This window comes from Okibacterium sp. HSC-33S16 (assembly GCF_024171565.1).
In the GTDB taxonomy this organism is placed as follows: Bacteria; Actinomycetota; Actinomycetes; order Actinomycetales; family Microbacteriaceae; genus Mycetocola_A.
Genome location: NZ_JALJZZ010000001.1, coordinates 555,202 through 569,746 on the forward strand (window position 1 = coordinate 555,202; position 14,545 = coordinate 569,746).

The window sequence follows — 14,545 nt, forward strand, 5'->3', positions numbered from 1 at the left end:
GGACATGTTAGATCTAGACCTGAGCGCCCAAATCGCCTCCATCCGAGCCACCTTCCAGGACATTCGTGAGGTCGTCGACCTGGACGGGTTGCGTGCTGACATCGCAGACCTCAGCGAACAGGCCGGTGCTCCTGATCTGTGGGACGACACCGAGAAGGCGCAGGAGATCACCAGTGCGCTCAGCCACCGCCAGTCGGAACTGGCACGCATCGTCGCTATCGAGCAGCAGCTCGACGACCTTGAGGTGCTCGTGGAGCTGGCGAACGCGGAGGGTGATGAGGACTCCGCTGCGGAGGCTCGCACCGAACTGGCCGACCTGCAGAAGCAAATCGGCAACCTTGAAGTCCAGACGCTCCTGAACGGTGAGTACGACCCGCTGCCAGCCGTCGTCACCATTCGCGCCGGCGCGGGTGGGGTGGATGCAGCTGACTTCGCAGACATGCTGTTTCGGATGTACCTGCGTTGGGCCGAGCAGCACAAGTACAAGGCCACCGTGCTCGACACCAGCTACGCCGAAGAGGCGGGCATCAAGAGCGCAACCTTCGAGATCGACGCGCCATACGCCTTCGGAACGCTCAGCGTCGAGGCGGGTACCCACCGACTGGTGCGGATGAGCCCGTTCAACTCCGCTGGGAAGCGCCAGACCAGCTTCGCGGCCGTCGAAGTTGTTCCGCTCATGGCTGAGACGGAAGAAGTCGACATCCCGGACAACGACATTCGCGTCGACGTATTCCGTTCATCGGGTCCCGGCGGGCAGTCGGTCAACACCACGGACTCTGCCGTGCGTATCACCCATCTTCCGACCGGAATTGTGGTGAGCTGCCAGAACGAGAAGAGCCAGATCCAGAACCGCGCTGCGGCGATGCGAGTCCTGAAATCCCGGCTGCTCCTCGTGCAGCGTGAGCAGGAGAACGCGAAGAAGAAGGAACTCGCCGGAAACATCACGGCAAGCTGGGGCGACCAAATGCGCTCGTATGTCCTTGCGCCGTATCAGATGGTAAAGGACCTTCGTACGGAGTTTGAGGTGAACAACCCACAGAACGTCTTCGATGGTGACCTGGACGGATTCATCGCCGCAGGCATCCGTTGGCGTAAACAACCCGTCGACTAACTCTCGATCCTCCCGGAGTCTCGGCCGCAGGCGTGTCATGGGGGTCATTGCTCCGATCGCTGCCTAGGCTCGGAGAGTCATGATTCGGTTTGAGAACGTCACGAAGAAATACTCCGGCACCAAACGTCCGGCAATCGACAGCATGGACCTGGAAGTGGCCCGCGGAGAGTTCGTCTTTCTCGTCGGTGCTTCGGGCTCCGGGAAGTCGAGCTGCCTGAGGTTGATCCTCAAGGAGGAGAAGCCGACCACGGGGTCGGTCTTCGTACTCGGCAACGACCTCGGGTCCATCTCGAGTCGCAAGGTGCCGTACTTTCGCCGCAATGTCGGCGTTGTCTTTCAGGACTTCCGGCTGCTGCCCAATAAGACGGTGTTCCAAAACGTGGCGTTCACGCTCCAGGTGATCGGCAAGTCGCGCGGGTACGTGCAGGAAGCCGTTCCCGACGTGCTGAAGATGGTCGGACTCGAGACCAAGGCTGACCGGCTCCCACACGAGCTTTCCGGTGGTGAGCAGCAGCGCGTCGCCATCGCTCGCGCCGTGGTGAACAAGCCGCAGATCCTGCTGGCTGACGAGCCCACCGGAAACCTTGACCCCGCCACCAGTGCGGGCATCATGCAAATTCTCGAGCGCATCAACGCCGGCGGAACCACCGTGTTGATGGCTACACACGAGGCGGGCATCGTCGACAAGATGCAGCGTCGCGTGATCGAGCTCGTTGACGGCGTCATCGTTCGTGACGAGCGCGAGGGCGGATACGGCACGACCGGTGTCGTCCCCGAGCTCAGGCCGGCGGTCGCGAAAGGCGAGTCCGCGAAGATCGCCCGCGAAGAAGTGCGCGAGGCCACCGCTGTCGCGGACGCAGAAACGAAGGCACACCAGATTTTGATTTCGACAACGGATGCTGTCGCTCCCGTTCCCGCTCAAACCCGCGCCCCCGCTGTGAACGACGCGGTCGATGCTGAGGGCGCATCACATGCGTCGAACGCCACTGGTGCGATTTCGCTGCCGCGCCCCGAGGCGACGAGCGACCTTTCCGAGCATCTCTCACTCGCTGAACGACTCGGACTGCGCGGCACCGTTGATCCGGAGACGGGCGACGAGCAGAACGTGGGTCCGGTCAAATGAGGCTCTCACTGATCTGGCAGGAGGCCACGACCGGCCTCCGCCGAAACGTCTCCATGGTGATCTCCGTCATCCTGGTCACCTTCATCTCGCTCACCTTCGTGGGTACAGCCGTGCTGCTACAGATGCAGATCGGCCAGATGAAAAACTACTGGTACGACCGCGCCCAGGTGGCCATCTACCTCTGCACGGGCGACTCTCAAGCTGAAACCTGTACGGCAGGAGCGGCGAACGACGAGCAAAAGGCCGGTGTGCTTGGGCAGCTTGAGTCGGAGACGCTCGTTCCGTTCATCGACAAGAGCTACTTCGAAGATCACCAGCAGGCGTACGACAACTTCCAGAAGCAGTTCGAGGGCAACCAGCTCGCTCAGCTGGTGACCCCGGAGCAGCTCAACGAGACCTACTGGGTCAACCTCAAGGACCCGTCCCAGTCGGAGGTGCTTGTTGAAGCGTTCTCCGGCACCCCCGGTGTGGAGGAGGTGACCGACCAGCGCCAATACCTCGATGCCATCTTCCGTGTGCTCAACGTGGCCAGTTACACGGCGATCGGTATTGCGGCGCTCATGCTCATCGCGGCCGTGTTGCTCATCGCAACCACGATCCGGCTCTCCGCCTATTCGAGGCGGAAGGAGATTGGGATCATGCGACTGGTTGGTGCATCGAACCGGTTCATCCAAACCCCGTTCATCCTGGAGGGCGTGTTCTCGGCGGTGATTGGATCGGTGCTTGCCGGTGGGGCCGTGATCGCGATCGTGCACTTCTTCATCGACGGCTACCTGGCGCCGATGATGCCGTTCGTAAATTTCGTCGGAATCTCTGACGCGATCATCGTGGTTCCCCTTCTGCTGCTTGTGGGCATCGTGCTTGCCGGTCTCTCCGCGAACTTTGCGATCAAGAGATATCTGAAGATCTAACCGGCGCGGTGCATGCCGTGTTGTTAGACTGATGGGCTGCCGGGCACCGTGCCCGGCGCATTCACGCAAGCGGATAGCATCCGCTCAGAACAATCAACGGAGTAGCTCGTGCCCAGGGAACGTGGTCAAAACGTTGTGGCCACCAATCGCAAGGCGCGCCACGACTATCTCATCGAAGACACCTTTGAAGCCGGAATGGTGCTCACCGGTACCGAGGTGAAGTCATTGCGGGCCGGCCGAGCGTCGCTGGTTGACGGGTACGCCTTCATCGAGGGCGGCGAGGCCTGGCTCGACGCCGTGCACATTCCCGAGTACACCGGTGGTACCTGGAACAACCACCCGCCGAGGCGCAAGCGGAAGCTGTTGCTGCACAAGGCGCAGATCCTCAAGATCAGCCACAAGGTGGCACCGGGCGGGTACACGATCATCCCGCTGAAGCTGTACTTCAGCGACGGCAAGGCCAAGGTCGAGATCGCGATTGCCAAGGGTAAGAAGGAATACGACAAGCGGCAGACGCTGCGCGAGCGGGAAGCCACGCGCGAAGCCGCACGAGCCATTGCCGCCAAGAACCACCTGGGGGAGTAGTGACGATCGCGCCGAAGCTGCCCGTCTCGGGAACGTATAACTTCCGTGACGTCGGCGGTTACCCCACACTCGACGGCCGCGTGCGTTACGGCAGGTTGTTGCGCTCAGACGGGCTCTACCGGCTCGGTGAAGACGGGAAACAGCACCTCCGTGAGTTGGGCGTCGGCACCGTGATCGATCTGCGCGACGACTTTGAGGTGGGGGTCATGCCAGACGACCTCGATGGGCTCGACGTCCGCACCGTGCACCTGCCGCTGTTTGAAGGCTCGGGCGCCTCCCAGGGGGAGGCCGCCGTGAGCCTGGCTGTGCTGTATCGACGCATCGTCACCCAGCACTCCGAAGTGGTCGCGCGAGCCCTGCGGGAGCTCCTGGTTATGGACGAGTCCCCGGTCCTGGTCCACTGCACGGCCGGAAAGGATCGCACCGGCATCGTGGTGGCACTTGCGCTGCTGGCTGTCGGCGTGGATCGCGAGCTCGTGGTCGAAGACTATGCCCGCTCCGAAGGCAACCTCAGCGGCGAATGGCTCGAGAACATGATCTCCATCATCGTTGAGCACGGCGGCACCGAGACGCCCGAGCTGCGGACCCTGATGGGCGGCAGCCCCGGTGAGGTGCTCGATGCCGTGCTCGATGAGCTCGAAGCCGAGCACGGCTCGGTGCGTCAGTACCTGTTGCGCTCGGGCCTGACGCTCGAGGAACTCAGCATGCTGCAGGACGCACTGGTCGAAGAGGTCTAGCTGGCTGAACTCGCCTCGAAGCGAGCGTGCACCTCAACCGCGATGCGCACAGGCTCCGGCGCGAACTCGGTGGGACCTGAGGTTCCCGCGGCGAGCGACATTGTCCGCAACGGTCCCGGCTCGGGCGGCTGCGGCGACAAGACCCCCGGCTCCGCGAGATCGATCAGATGGACCGTGTTGAGGCCCAACGCTGATGCATAAACGGATGTTTTCGCCACCGCGTGAGCCACAGCATCCCGTTGACATTGTTCTTCGAGTTCGTGCCGCGTCGAGTCAGTCAGGCTCCAGTCCAACCCCGAGATGCTGATGCCATCGAGCTCCGAGACCTGATCGGTCCAGGCACCGACGGCGTCGATACCCGCGAAAATCGCGTCGAGCGTGGACCGGGAGTGAAAGACCAGGGGCACGTGCACCCCTTCCGCGCTCCACGGGCGCTCGCTCCACACCTGCAACCCGCTGGCCGACCAATCGACGAGGGCCCGGTCGTCAGCGTCGTGGGCGGCTCGCGCCGCCGCTATCACCCGCTCGCGTGCCTCGGCCGCCCGGTGAAGCACCGCCGCCTTGTCGGGCCCGTCGATGTCGACTCCCACGTGCACAGTGACCCGCTCGGGAATGACGTCCGCAGAGGCCTCTCCGCGTACCGAGATCACGACAGGGCTGGTTCGGGCATCTGCGCTCATGGTGCGAGACTACAAGTGAGGAATCGTTTCCCCTAGACGCCTGGACGATGTATAATGAAAAGCTGCATCAGCACGATGTGGCAACGCCGGATTGTACCGTTTGGCAACTCAACAGCGCGTGATAGTGATTCACTTCGAAGCGTCGCCTGCTCGCAGGTCGACGCACACGATGTTGCATGGGGATGATCGGTTTCGACACTGCCTGCGCAACTGTGAGAAGCGGGTCGAGGATCCAGGGTTATCTCGTAAACGATCTCTGGAAAACAATAAGTGCCAATTCAAAGCGCACTGACTTCGCCCTCGCTGCCTAAGCGAGCGCACTAAAGAAGTCCGTCAGGCCGGGAATGCTCTCTACCCGGGTCCTGGCGCCATTTAGAGAGCTTGCTTCTACGTCGTGTCTCAGGGCGTAGAGGGACTCTTACTGAGGCTGGGCTCGTCGGAGTAGGTGCCAGTGGCAAATTCCGGAGCCGAGTAGAACGTTTTCACTGGATACACCCGTAGAAGGCACACGACCACAGCAGTGGACCGGGGTTCAATTCCCCGCATCTCCACTTCCGAATCGCTCTCACGCGCTGTTGAAAAAAGGGTCATCCTTCGGGGTGGCCCTTTTTTGTTGCCGGCTGCTTTCTGCTTAGCTGGCCTCATGGCAGAAACCCGGCGGCTCGAGCTCACCTTGCGCAGACCCAGACTGGGCTGGTGGCCGCGTCCAACCGTGGTCTTCAACGGCCGCGGTCAACCCGCGCAGTGGGGCACCGGCACCTGGCAAGTCCCTGCCGATGCCCCGACCGAGGTGTCTATTTTCCTTTTCAACCGAGTGTGGAAGTTTGGTCAGGCTCGCGTCGTCCTCAGTCCTGGCGATGACCGCCCGTTGCGGTATCGACCACCGCTACTGCCGTTCGGAGCCGGTCGGCTCACACCAGCGCCAGCCCCCATTTCCAGCGAGCGGATGCCACGGGGCCGGTAACAATCGCACCTGTCGTGGTTAGGACGGAAGAGTCGCCGCCCACGCGGCATATTCCTCGGTGATCATGCGCTGTACGGCTGCGTCGTTCGCGGTCGATTCGCCGTCGCCCGCCTGTGCACCGTAGTTACCGAAGTTGGCGTGGTTCGCCCCCGGTATCTCTCGAACGGTCGCTGTTTCGGGAAGGTTGCCACCGGCATCCGCAATCTTCTCCGGTGTACTGAGGCCGTCGTTCTCACCAACGAAACTGAGGGCTGGGAGCCCGCTGCCGGAAAGATCTGACGCGCAATAGCTGCCGAAGAGGAGTAGACCGTCGACGCGGTCATCGGTCGCGTACTGGCAGGCCTTCACTCCGCCGAGGGAGTGTCCGCCGACGACCCAGCTGTCGACGTCCGGCACATCATCGGTGAAGGTCTCGAGGGGGCGGAGATCGGCGAGAGCGAGGTTGAGCGTCGGCTTCGTGATGACCACCGTGGTGCCGGCTTCCGCAATTCCCGAAAGCTTGAACAGGTAGGCGTACGGGTCGACTCGGGCGCCAGGCACAAAGACGAGTCCGTGATCGCTCGAGCCGGAGGTTGGCGCGAGAATTACGCTGTGGCCGGTGTCGGTGATTGAGAGGGCATCAGTGCGCCAGACGGTGAGCGCGGCCTCCCGGTCGCCAGCCATGACGGTATGTGCCCACATCAGGGCGGCGAGGACAGCGAGCACAACAAACGCCAGCGCCCAGAGGACAACAGTCCTAATCCGGGCGGCGATGGTCATTTCGACCGGGCCTCCGCCTCACGGGCCTTGCGCCGCTGGCGCTCGGCCTCACTCACGGCGGCTTCCTCGGGGGTCGGTGCGGTCCCGCCGAGATGGGCGGGCTGCCACCAGGTGCCGGTGCCGTCGTCGGGGTAACGGGCCTGCGCGGTATCGAGCAGAGCCTGCATGGTGGCGCGAAGCTTGAGTGTGCTCTCGCGCGGGTCAGCACTCGGGTCGACGGAAAAGGCCTCACCAACTACGTAGCTAATGGGAGTCCCCCATGCCTCGCGGAACGAAGGTTTGCGGCCTTTGGTGAGCAACCGGTGTCCGCCCCAGACCGCGATCGGAATGACGGGTACGTGTGCCTCAGCGGCCATCCGGATGGTGCCGGTCTTCAACTCACGGACGGTGAAAGACGTGTTGACGCCGGCCTCCGGGAACACACCGAGCATTTCACCGGCTTTGAGCGCGACGATCGCCTGGGAGAAGGCTTCTGCGCCCGCCTTCATATCGACGGAGATGTGGCGCATGCCCCGGAGGAGCCACCCAACGACCGGCTTATCGAACGCACCCTTTTTCGCCAAAAAGCGGACCCGGCGCCGGTTTCGCCCCCAGATCATCCACTCGGTGAGCGCGAAGTCCATGTACCCGAAGTGAGTGATGGCCAGAACTGCACCACCCGTTGCGGGAATGTTCTCAGCACCGGTGACGATCTGCTTCAGCCTGAGTGCACCGAACAGGGCGCGTCCTGTGGCGATGGCTGTGCTGTATACCGGTTCACTCGGGCGCTTTCTCATAAGGGAATATTAGGGGCGACCGATGGGAGTTCGCCTCTTTAGTGACCGAGGTTGCGAAGCACCTGGTCGTGAAGTACACCGTTGGTCGCGAGTGAGCTTCGCGCGGCGATCGAATCATCACCGTTGACCGCGGAGAATCGGCCTCCCGCTTCACGAACGAGGACGACAAAGGGGGCGATGTCGTACTCCTTGACGTCGAACTCGCCGACAATGTCAATGAGGCCCTCCGCGAGGAGCCCGTATGACCACATGTCTCCATACGCCCTATCCCGCCACACTGTGCGGGAGAGCGTGATGAGTTGGTCGAGGTAGCCGGCCTCATCCCACTGGGCGATGCTCTGAAAGCTCAACGAGGCGTCTTCCAGCTTTTCAACGCCGGAGACGTGGAGACGCCGGGGCTCGGCGTCGTTCTCGACCAGCCAGGCGCCCGACCCTTCGGCAGCCCACCATCTCTTCCGGAAGGCCGGGGCGCTGGCCACGCCGACAACGGGATCGCCGTCCACCGCGAGGCTGATCAGGGTCGCCCAGTTGGGAACCCCACGGAGGAAATTAGCGGTTCCGTCGATCGGGTCGATAATCCACTGTCGAGCGGTCGACCCCTCTGTGCCGTATTCCTCACCGAGAATGCCATCGTCCGGACGCTCGGCAGCAAGGATCTCCCGGAGTGCGCGCTCGACGGCCAAGTCTGCGTCTGTGACGTGCGTGGCATCCGGTTTCGTAGAAATTTCGAGGTTTGAAGAACGGAAACGGCTGAGCGATATGGCGTCCGCGGCATCCGCCAACCGGAGAGCAAGAGAGAGGTCATCCGTGAGCGAAGGCGTCGGGGGAGTGGTCATGGTTCAACGATACCGAAACCCCAAAATGCTGAGGTCTCCTCGATTCGCTAAGGTGGCGAAACGCATGCTATTGTTTTCCACGGTTCGAAGCGCGAGTTTCGAACGAGAAACGCACCTCTAGCTCAATCGGCAGAGCAACTGACTCTTAATCAGTGGGTTCCGGGTTCAAGTCCCGGGGGGTGCACCGCGAAGCCCCGATCATCAGTCGATGATCGGGGCTTTCCCGTTGTGCGGGCGATCGGATGGTCTAGCCTTCGAATCACGCAGTTGCGTGCAGAGTCCGCAGGAAGGCATCCGAGTGAATATCGAGTCCGTCCATCCTGAACTGCGACCCGCCCTCACCAAGCTGCCATCGATGGATCACAGCACCCGGTTCGCCCGGGCTCTCGGCCGATTCGGGCCGCGGCTGTTGCGCACCCCGCCGTCGGCCGATGTGGCGATCGAGCGGGCGAAGGCAGGCACCCTGCGGCTCCGCGTGTACACCCCGCGACACGGCGTCTCCGGCGCTGGTTTGCTGTGGATCCATGGCGGCGGGCTGGTGATCGGTGCGGCCAAGCAGGACGACCGACTGTGCATCAGCACGGCGTCACGACTCCGGATTCCCATCGTCTCGGTGGACTACCGCCTCGCTCCGGAGGCACCCTTTCCTGCAGCGCTCGATGACGCGCACGCGGCGTGGGAATGGATCGGCGCACATGCCCACAGCCTCGGTATCGACCCCACTCGCCTCGTGATCGGCGGCGAGAGTGCTGGCGCCGGTATCGCCGCAAGCCTGGCGCACCGTTTGCACGACGAGGGCGGCACTCAACCCGCCGCGCAGTGGCTGTTTGCTCCCATGCTCGACGACCGCACGGCCGCGAGAGCAGAACTCGACGACCTCGACCACCCGGTCTGGAACAACTGCGCCAACCGGTTCGGGTGGGCCTCATACGTCGGCTCAGCGCCGGGCGCCGACGTGGTTCCGCCCTACGCGGTTCCGTCCCGGCGCACCGACCTCACGGGCCTGCCTCCCGCGTGGCTCTACGCCGGCGACATCGAACTCTTTCACGACGAGATCGTCGCCTACGCGGAACGGCTGCGGGCGGCTGGCGTGCCCGTCGGGTTCGAGACGGTCACTGGGGCTGCCCACGGCTTCGAGAATTGGGCGAGTGACACGATCCTCGCCCAGGGTCTCATCGAGCGCGCACAAGGCTGGCTGGCTGACACCCTCGGCATCGAGATCCGGAAGCCCTGACCTCGCCCATGGCCACTTCCGGCTGATTCGTCAACGGGTTGTGCTTCAGTATCGCTGTCGTAGGGTCAGATCATGACGCGACCCGCAACGACTCTCTTTCTCCTCGGTGGTGGAGGCGACCTCTCGTCGCGATTGCTCCTCCCAGCTCTCGGTCAACTCCTCACCGCGCAGCCTGAGCGGCAGGTGAAGCTGGTTGGCGTTGGAGTTGAAACACTGACGGATGCCGCGTGGCGCGACATCGTGACGTCCTCTTTCGCAACCGTGCAGGCATCCGGTTCAGCCGTCGAAAGTGTGCTCAGCCAGACCATCTTCCGCACGGCAGACGTGACGGACGTTGGCGGTCTCCGTGAGCTCCTTACTGAGACCGAAGGCACCCCCGCGCTGTACTTCGCCCTGCCGCCAGCCGTGACCGTCAAAGCCTGTGCTGCGCTTGAGCACGTGGGGCTTCCGGACTCGACAGTGCTCGCCCTCGAAAAGCCGTTCGGGACCGACGCTGACAGCGCCGCGGCGCTCAACCACCAGCTGACGAAGCTCGTGCCAGAGAACCAGATCCACCGCGTCGACCACTTCTTGGGTCGCTCCACTGTCTTCAACCTGCTCGGCTTGCGCTTCAGTAACCGAATCTTCGAGCCGCTCTGGAACTCCGAGCACATTGAGCGCGTTGACATCGTCTACGACGAACAGCTGGGTCTGGAAGGTCGCGCCGGGTACTACGACAAGGCGGGCGCGCTCGTCGACATGATTCAGAGCCACCTGCTCCAGGTTCTCGCGATCGTCGCCATGGAACCTCCGTCGACGCTCGACGCCGCAGACCTGCGCGACGCGAAGGGGCTCGTTCTGCGCGCCACTCGACCGTGGCAGGGCGATCCGGCCGCGTCAGGGCGTCGCGCCCGATACACCGCTGGTTCCATCGGCGATCGTAGCTACCCGGCCTATGCGGAGGAAGAGGGAATTGATCCCGCCAACCGCACCGAAACCCTGGCCGAGGTGACACTACAGGTCGACAACTGGCGTTGGGCGGGGGTTCCCTTCACCCTTCGGTCGGGCAAAGCGCTTCGCGATCGGCGGCGGGAAATCGTCGTCACGTTCAAACCGGCCAAGTGGGTGCCCACCGGATTGAGTGGGGGAGCGGACCGGACAGTGCTCCGGCTCTTCCTCGCCCCCGACAAAATGTCGCTGTCGCTCAACATCAACGGTGCCGGCGACCCCCACGATCTGGAACGGGTGACGTTCGACGCCGAATTCAGCCCAGGACAATTCAGCGCCTACGGTGAGGTTCTCGAGGGCATCCTCGATAACGACCCGTCGCTGTCCGTCCGGGGCGACACGGCCGAGCAGTGCTGGCGCATCGTTGAGCCCATCCTGACGGCATGGCGAAATGACACTGCTCCGCTGGAGGAATACGCCGCGGGATCGGTGGGTCCCGACGGCTGGGCGCGCATCGGCGCCCCGGAGTAGCCGCGAACCCGTCCCGGGCTAACCTACGAAGCGTGCGCGATGGGCCGGGAGTCGGCGGGGGCCGGCGGGTTTACGAGGCTGGCGTCGACGTGTGACGGGTCGTGACGCTTCGGGTCTGCCCACACCGCGATGGCGTTGAGCTCGAAGGTGACCTGGTCGGCGATGGGGCGAGTGACGAGGCTGTCGAAGTCAGGGGCGTCGAACGGTTCTGCATCGAGAACGGATGCCCCGAATTCAGCAAGTCCGGATGGCACGTTTTCAGCAACCGGGCTTGCCTGCGCGGTTGACGTGCTCGTTCCGAGGATCGAGGCGGTCACATCCCGAGCGAGCGAGAAGGCGGCCATGTCCTGGAAGAACTCATCGGTGTCAGCGTCGGCACGCCGCACGAGTGTCCACTCGCCGGAGGCGCCCATGAAATCCTCGAGGCGCTGACGCACAACATCGAAGAGCTGCTCCTCAGAGAGCTGGACGGCGGGAAGTGGCACCTCAACCGGGGCCGGAGGTGCGACGTTTACCGGTGCGCGGTGTCGGCGGCGACCAAACATGTCCGGAGCTCCCTAGGACTGGTGCGAGTGATAGCTCCAGTGTGAAGGGCGCGCCCCTCATATGGGGCTTGACACGCCGACACGCCGCGAATGACGCGAAAGTAACCTGCTTTCGGCTAAGCCTTCAGCTTCTTCTGGTCGCTTTTCTCGCTCACGGTGGCGACGGCGTTGGCGACGGAGACGAGCCAACCGATCCACAACAGGGCGAGTCGCCAGTCGCGTGGAGCGCTCTTGGAGGTCTGGATGAGTGAAAACGCTCCGGCGATCGCGCTGAGAACACTGAAGTTCAAGACGTACTTACGCATGTGGGATTCCCTTCGTTGCCCCAACGGTATCGACTAATTATCGTTCCGGTGGCACGCTTGACAAGGCTGGAGCGCACAACATAGGTAGCCATCAGCCGAACCGTGTCCTACCACAAAGTCGACGGGAACGCCCCCGGCCCGGCCGGAAAACGACCGGCTGCTAGCCTGAGAAGCCACGAAACAGTGGCCAGAGAAGGAGCAGCGTGGCATCGCAAAGCAAAGATGAGCCGAACACTTACGACTTCATCGTTGTCGCCAACCGGCTGCCTGTCGACAGTGTGACTGACGACACCGGACACCAGCAGTGGCGGATGTCGCCCGGCGGCCTTGTCGCCGCCCTTGAGCCCCTCATGAAGTCGACAGACGGAGCGTGGGTGGGCTGGCCTGGAGCGGCGGACGTGGTGCTTGACCCGTTTGAGCACGAGAACATCCAGATGGTGCCGATTGCCCTCAACGAGGAAGAAGTCGAGCGCTACTACGAAGGATTCTCGAACGACACACTGTGGCCGCTCTACCACGACGTCATTGCGCAGCCGAGTTACCACCGTGAGTGGTGGGAAACCTACGTTGCCGTGAACCGACGGTTCGCCGACGCAGCGGCACGGATCGCTGACCAGGGTGCAACGGTGTGGGTCCACGACTACCAGCTTCAGCTGGTCCCCGGCATGCTGCGCGAGTCCCGGCCTGACCTCACCATCGGATTCTTCAATCACATTCCGTTCCCCGCGTACGGCATCTTCTCCCAACTCCCGTGGCGGCAACAGATCATCTCCGGACTGCTCGGGGCGGATGTCATTGGGTTCCAGCGGGTTGCCGACGCCGGCAACTTCACTCGAGCCGTTCGGCGCCTCTTTGGTTACGAGACCAAGGGAACCCGAGTCTGGGTTCCGGTTGGTGACTCGTCCGATGCAACCACCGGTGACCGATCGCATGTTCGCGGCGCCCCGGTGCGGCGCGTGATCGCCCGGGCGTACCCCATTTCCATCGATGTGACGAGCTACGTCGAGCTCGCGCAGAAGCCCGAGGTGCAGGCCAGGGCTCGAGAGATCCGCGAAGAACTCGGCAACCCGAAGACCATCATGCTCGGTGTTGACCGGCTCGACTACACCAAGGGCATCGGCCACAGGCTCAAAGCATTTGGTGAGCTCCTCGCCGAGGGGCGTCTCGACGTGCAGGACGTCACGCTGGTCCAGGTCGCCAGTCCGAGCCGTGAGCGGGTAGCCAGCTACATGCAGCTTCGCGACGAGATTGAACTCACCGTCGGCCGCATCAACGGTGACTTCGGATCGATCGGGCACGCCGCCGTCAACTACCTGCACCAGGGATACCCCCGGGAAGAAATGGTTGCCCTGTACCTCGCGGCTGACGTCATGCTCGTGACGGCACTCCGTGATGGCATGAACCTTGTGGCGAAGGAATACGTAGCCACGCGGGCCGACCTGGGCGGTGTTCTGATCCTCAGTGAGTTTGCCGGAGCATCCGACGATCTGCGCCAGGCGCTCCTCATCAACCCCCACGACATTGAAGGGGTCAAGGACGCCGTGCTCCGGGCGATCGAGATGCCCGCCACCGAAAAGCGTCGCCGAATGCGTGCCCTGCGCAAACGGGTCCTCGAGAACGACGTGATCAAGTGGTCGCGCGTCTTCCTCGAGGAGCTGAAGCACGCGACGACCAGGCACCCGGTCTCGCACGAGTACCCGGATGACAGGCGATGACTGCCATCCCCGCCGAACTCGAAGCTGCGCTGACCGGACTGGCCGAAACAGAGCACTTGCTCGTCGCGCTCGACTTCGATGGCACCCTGGCCCCCTTCGTCGACAACCCTGATGACTCGCGGGCCATCCCCGAAGCGCGACAGGCTGTCGCTGCCCTGCTGGAGGTGTCACACACGACGGTGGCATACGTTTCAGGTCGCGCCATCGATAGTCTGCAACGGGTGGCCGGTTCCGCGGATGGGATCCTCCTCGTCGGGTCACACGGCGCCGAGTACCGGTTCGACGGTGTTGACACTCATCCGCCGCTCAGTGAAGACGAACGCGCCCGCGTCCATACCCTGTCGACTGCCCTGAGTTCAGTGAGCTCGGCTCACCCAGGAACCTGGGTGGAGGCAAAGCCGGCCGGGTTCGCGCTGCACACCCGGGGCCTGTCTGCTGAAAAGGAACGCCTCGCCGCCGACGCGGCTCGTGACGCCGTCACCAAAACAAGACTTCCGGTGACGGTGCGCGACGGCAAGGACGTTCTCGAGTTCTCCATTCTCTCTGTGACGAAAGGTGACGCAATTCGGCATCTTCGCGACTACACCGGCGCCACGGCGGTCCTCTACGCCGGTGACGATGTGACGGATGAGGACGGCTTTGCCGCGCTGGGCGCTGGCGATCTCGCCCTCAAATGTGGAGAGGGAGAGACGGGGGCGAAGTACCGTGTTGCGTCGCCTTCCGAGGTGGCTGCTGTCCTTGCAAGGCTCGCCGAGGACCGCGCTGCAACCGGCCGATGAATTTCAGGGCATGTTCGAGGTTCTAGA

Annotated in this window: 15 protein-coding genes, 1 tRNA gene and 1 other RNA gene; 11 read left to right on the forward strand and 6 right to left on the reverse strand. The window is 63.2% G+C overall.

The features are described from left to right. Positions 1-4: 4 nt before the first annotated feature. The 5 genes from prfB (at position 5) to L1277_RS02725 (ending at position 4,467) form a co-directional block, all read left to right on the forward strand. Positions 5-1,111 (forward strand): peptide chain release factor 2, encoded by a 1,107-nt coding sequence (gene prfB, locus L1277_RS02705; RefSeq protein ID WP_253374800.1) that lies wholly within the window; start codon positions 5-7, stop codon positions 1,109-1,111. Between the two features lie 79 nt (positions 1,112-1,190). Beyond that, entirely contained in the window at positions 1,191-2,234 is a 1,044-nt protein-coding gene (ftsE, locus tag L1277_RS02710; RefSeq protein WP_253374801.1) for a cell division ATP-binding protein FtsE, read from the forward strand. After that, positions 2,231-3,145, forward strand: coding sequence for a permease-like cell division protein FtsX (ftsX, locus tag L1277_RS02715; protein WP_253374802.1), 915 nt, complete (start codon positions 2,231-2,233; stop codon positions 3,143-3,145). The genes ftsE and ftsX overlap by 4 nt, the downstream gene beginning before the upstream one ends. Positions 3,146-3,253: 108 nt before the next feature. Beyond that, the gene (gene smpB, locus L1277_RS02720; RefSeq protein WP_121658140.1) at positions 3,254-3,730 is read left to right on the forward strand and encodes an SsrA-binding protein SmpB; all 477 of its coding nucleotides are present in this window, start codon (positions 3,254-3,256) and stop codon (positions 3,728-3,730) included. Then, positions 3,730-4,467, forward strand: coding sequence for a tyrosine-protein phosphatase (locus tag L1277_RS02725; protein WP_253374803.1), 738 nt, complete (start codon positions 3,730-3,732; stop codon positions 4,465-4,467). The genes smpB and L1277_RS02725 overlap by 1 nt, the downstream gene beginning before the upstream one ends. On the opposite strand, the gene L1277_RS02730 is transcribed toward L1277_RS02725, so the two are convergent. Next, positions 4,464-5,147, reverse strand: coding sequence for an SIMPL domain-containing protein (locus tag L1277_RS02730; protein WP_253374804.1), 684 nt, complete (start codon positions 5,145-5,147; stop codon positions 4,464-4,466). The two genes, L1277_RS02725 and L1277_RS02730, sit on opposite strands and share 4 nt — an antisense overlap. Before the next feature lie 178 nt (positions 5,148-5,325). Here L1277_RS02730 and ssrA point away from each other — a divergent pair. After that, positions 5,326-5,701: a transfer-messenger RNA gene (gene ssrA, locus L1277_RS02735) on the forward strand. 428 nt (positions 5,702-6,129) lie between these two features. On the opposite strand, the gene L1277_RS02740 is transcribed toward ssrA, so the two are convergent. Genes L1277_RS02740 through L1277_RS02750 form a run of 3 tightly spaced genes read right to left on the reverse strand, consistent with a single transcriptional unit; the run spans position 6,130 to position 8,482 of the window. Continuing rightward, positions 6,130-6,870, reverse strand: a complete 741-nt coding sequence (locus tag L1277_RS02740) for an alpha/beta hydrolase (RefSeq protein ID WP_253374805.1) — start codon at positions 6,868-6,870, stop codon at positions 6,130-6,132. After that, positions 6,867-7,646, reverse strand: a complete 780-nt coding sequence (locus L1277_RS02745; protein ID WP_253374806.1) for a 1-acyl-sn-glycerol-3-phosphate acyltransferase — start codon at positions 7,644-7,646, stop codon at positions 6,867-6,869. Before L1277_RS02745 ends, L1277_RS02740 begins: the two co-directional genes overlap by 4 nt. A gap of 38 nt (positions 7,647-7,684) precedes the next feature. Beyond that, positions 7,685-8,482, reverse strand: a complete 798-nt coding sequence (locus tag L1277_RS02750; RefSeq protein WP_253374807.1) for an inositol monophosphatase family protein — start codon at positions 8,480-8,482, stop codon at positions 7,685-7,687. Positions 8,483-8,593: 111 nt separating this feature from the next. Between L1277_RS02750 and L1277_RS02755 the strand changes: the two genes are divergently transcribed. The 3 genes from L1277_RS02755 to L1277_RS02765 all read left to right on the forward strand — a co-directional run bounded on the left by L1277_RS02755 (position 8,594) and on the right by L1277_RS02765 (position 11,174). Further along, positions 8,594-8,666, forward strand: a tRNA-Lys gene (locus L1277_RS02755). Positions 8,667-8,780: 114 nt separating this feature from the next. Beyond that, positions 8,781-9,716 carry an alpha/beta hydrolase gene (locus L1277_RS02760; RefSeq protein WP_253374808.1) on the forward strand — a complete coding sequence of 312 codons (936 nt, stop codon included), beginning with the start codon at positions 8,781-8,783 and terminating at the stop codon, positions 9,714-9,716. A gap of 72 nt (positions 9,717-9,788) precedes the next feature. Next, complete coding sequence (locus L1277_RS02765; protein ID WP_253374809.1) at positions 9,789-11,174, forward strand: glucose-6-phosphate dehydrogenase; 1,386 nt, start codon at positions 9,789-9,791, stop codon at positions 11,172-11,174. 23 nt (positions 11,175-11,197) lie between these two features. Here the strand turns inward: L1277_RS02765 and L1277_RS02770 are convergent, their stop codons facing one another. Beyond that, a complete protein-coding gene (locus tag L1277_RS02770; protein ID WP_253374810.1) occupies positions 11,198-11,719 on the reverse strand; it encodes a hypothetical protein in 522 nt (173 codons plus the stop codon). Between the two features lie 116 nt (positions 11,720-11,835). Continuing rightward, positions 11,836-12,024, reverse strand: coding sequence for a hypothetical protein (locus tag L1277_RS02775; protein WP_253374811.1), 189 nt, complete (start codon positions 12,022-12,024; stop codon positions 11,836-11,838). Between the two features lie 203 nt (positions 12,025-12,227). Between L1277_RS02775 and otsA the strand changes: the two genes are divergently transcribed. Further along, a complete protein-coding gene (otsA, locus tag L1277_RS02780; protein ID WP_253374812.1) occupies positions 12,228-13,739 on the forward strand; it encodes an alpha,alpha-trehalose-phosphate synthase (UDP-forming) in 1,512 nt (503 codons plus the stop codon). Then, positions 13,736-14,518, forward strand: coding sequence for a trehalose-phosphatase (gene otsB, locus L1277_RS02785; protein WP_253374813.1), 783 nt, complete (start codon positions 13,736-13,738; stop codon positions 14,516-14,518). The genes otsA and otsB overlap by 4 nt, the downstream gene beginning before the upstream one ends. Positions 14,519-14,545 lie beyond the last annotated feature (27 nt).

What these genes read in the sequence shown, in the direction of transcription:
- prfB (WP_253374800.1), top strand. Translation starts at nt 5, where the DNA reads ATGTTAGATCTAGACCTGAGCGCCCAAATCGCCTCCATCCGAGCCACC.
- ftsE (WP_253374801.1), top strand. Translation starts at nt 1,191, where the DNA reads ATGATTCGGTTTGAGAACGTCACGAAGAAATACTCCGGCACCAAACGT.
- ftsX (WP_253374802.1), top strand. Translation starts at nt 2,231, where the DNA reads ATGAGGCTCTCACTGATCTGGCAGGAGGCCACGACCGGCCTCCGCCGA.
- L1277_RS02730 (WP_253374804.1), bottom strand. Translation starts at nt 5,147, where the DNA reads ATGAGCGCAGATGCCCGAACCAGCCCTGTCGTGATCTCGGTACGCGGA.
- L1277_RS02740 (WP_253374805.1), bottom strand. Translation starts at nt 6,870, where the DNA reads ATGACCATCGCCGCCCGGATTAGGACTGTTGTCCTCTGGGCGCTGGCG.
- L1277_RS02745 (WP_253374806.1), bottom strand. Translation starts at nt 7,646, where the DNA reads ATGAGAAAGCGCCCGAGTGAACCGGTATACAGCACAGCCATCGCCACA.
- L1277_RS02750 (WP_253374807.1), bottom strand. Translation starts at nt 8,482, where the DNA reads ATGACCACTCCCCCGACGCCTTCGCTCACGGATGACCTCTCTCTTGCT.
- L1277_RS02765 (WP_253374809.1), top strand. Translation starts at nt 9,789, where the DNA reads ATGACGCGACCCGCAACGACTCTCTTTCTCCTCGGTGGTGGAGGCGAC.
- L1277_RS02770 (WP_253374810.1), bottom strand. Translation starts at nt 11,719, where the DNA reads ATGTTTGGTCGCCGCCGACACCGCGCACCGGTAAACGTCGCACCTCCG.
- L1277_RS02775 (WP_253374811.1), bottom strand. Translation starts at nt 12,024, where the DNA reads ATGCGTAAGTACGTCTTGAACTTCAGTGTTCTCAGCGCGATCGCCGGA.
- otsB (WP_253374813.1), top strand. Translation starts at nt 13,736, where the DNA reads ATGACTGCCATCCCCGCCGAACTCGAAGCTGCGCTGACCGGACTGGCC.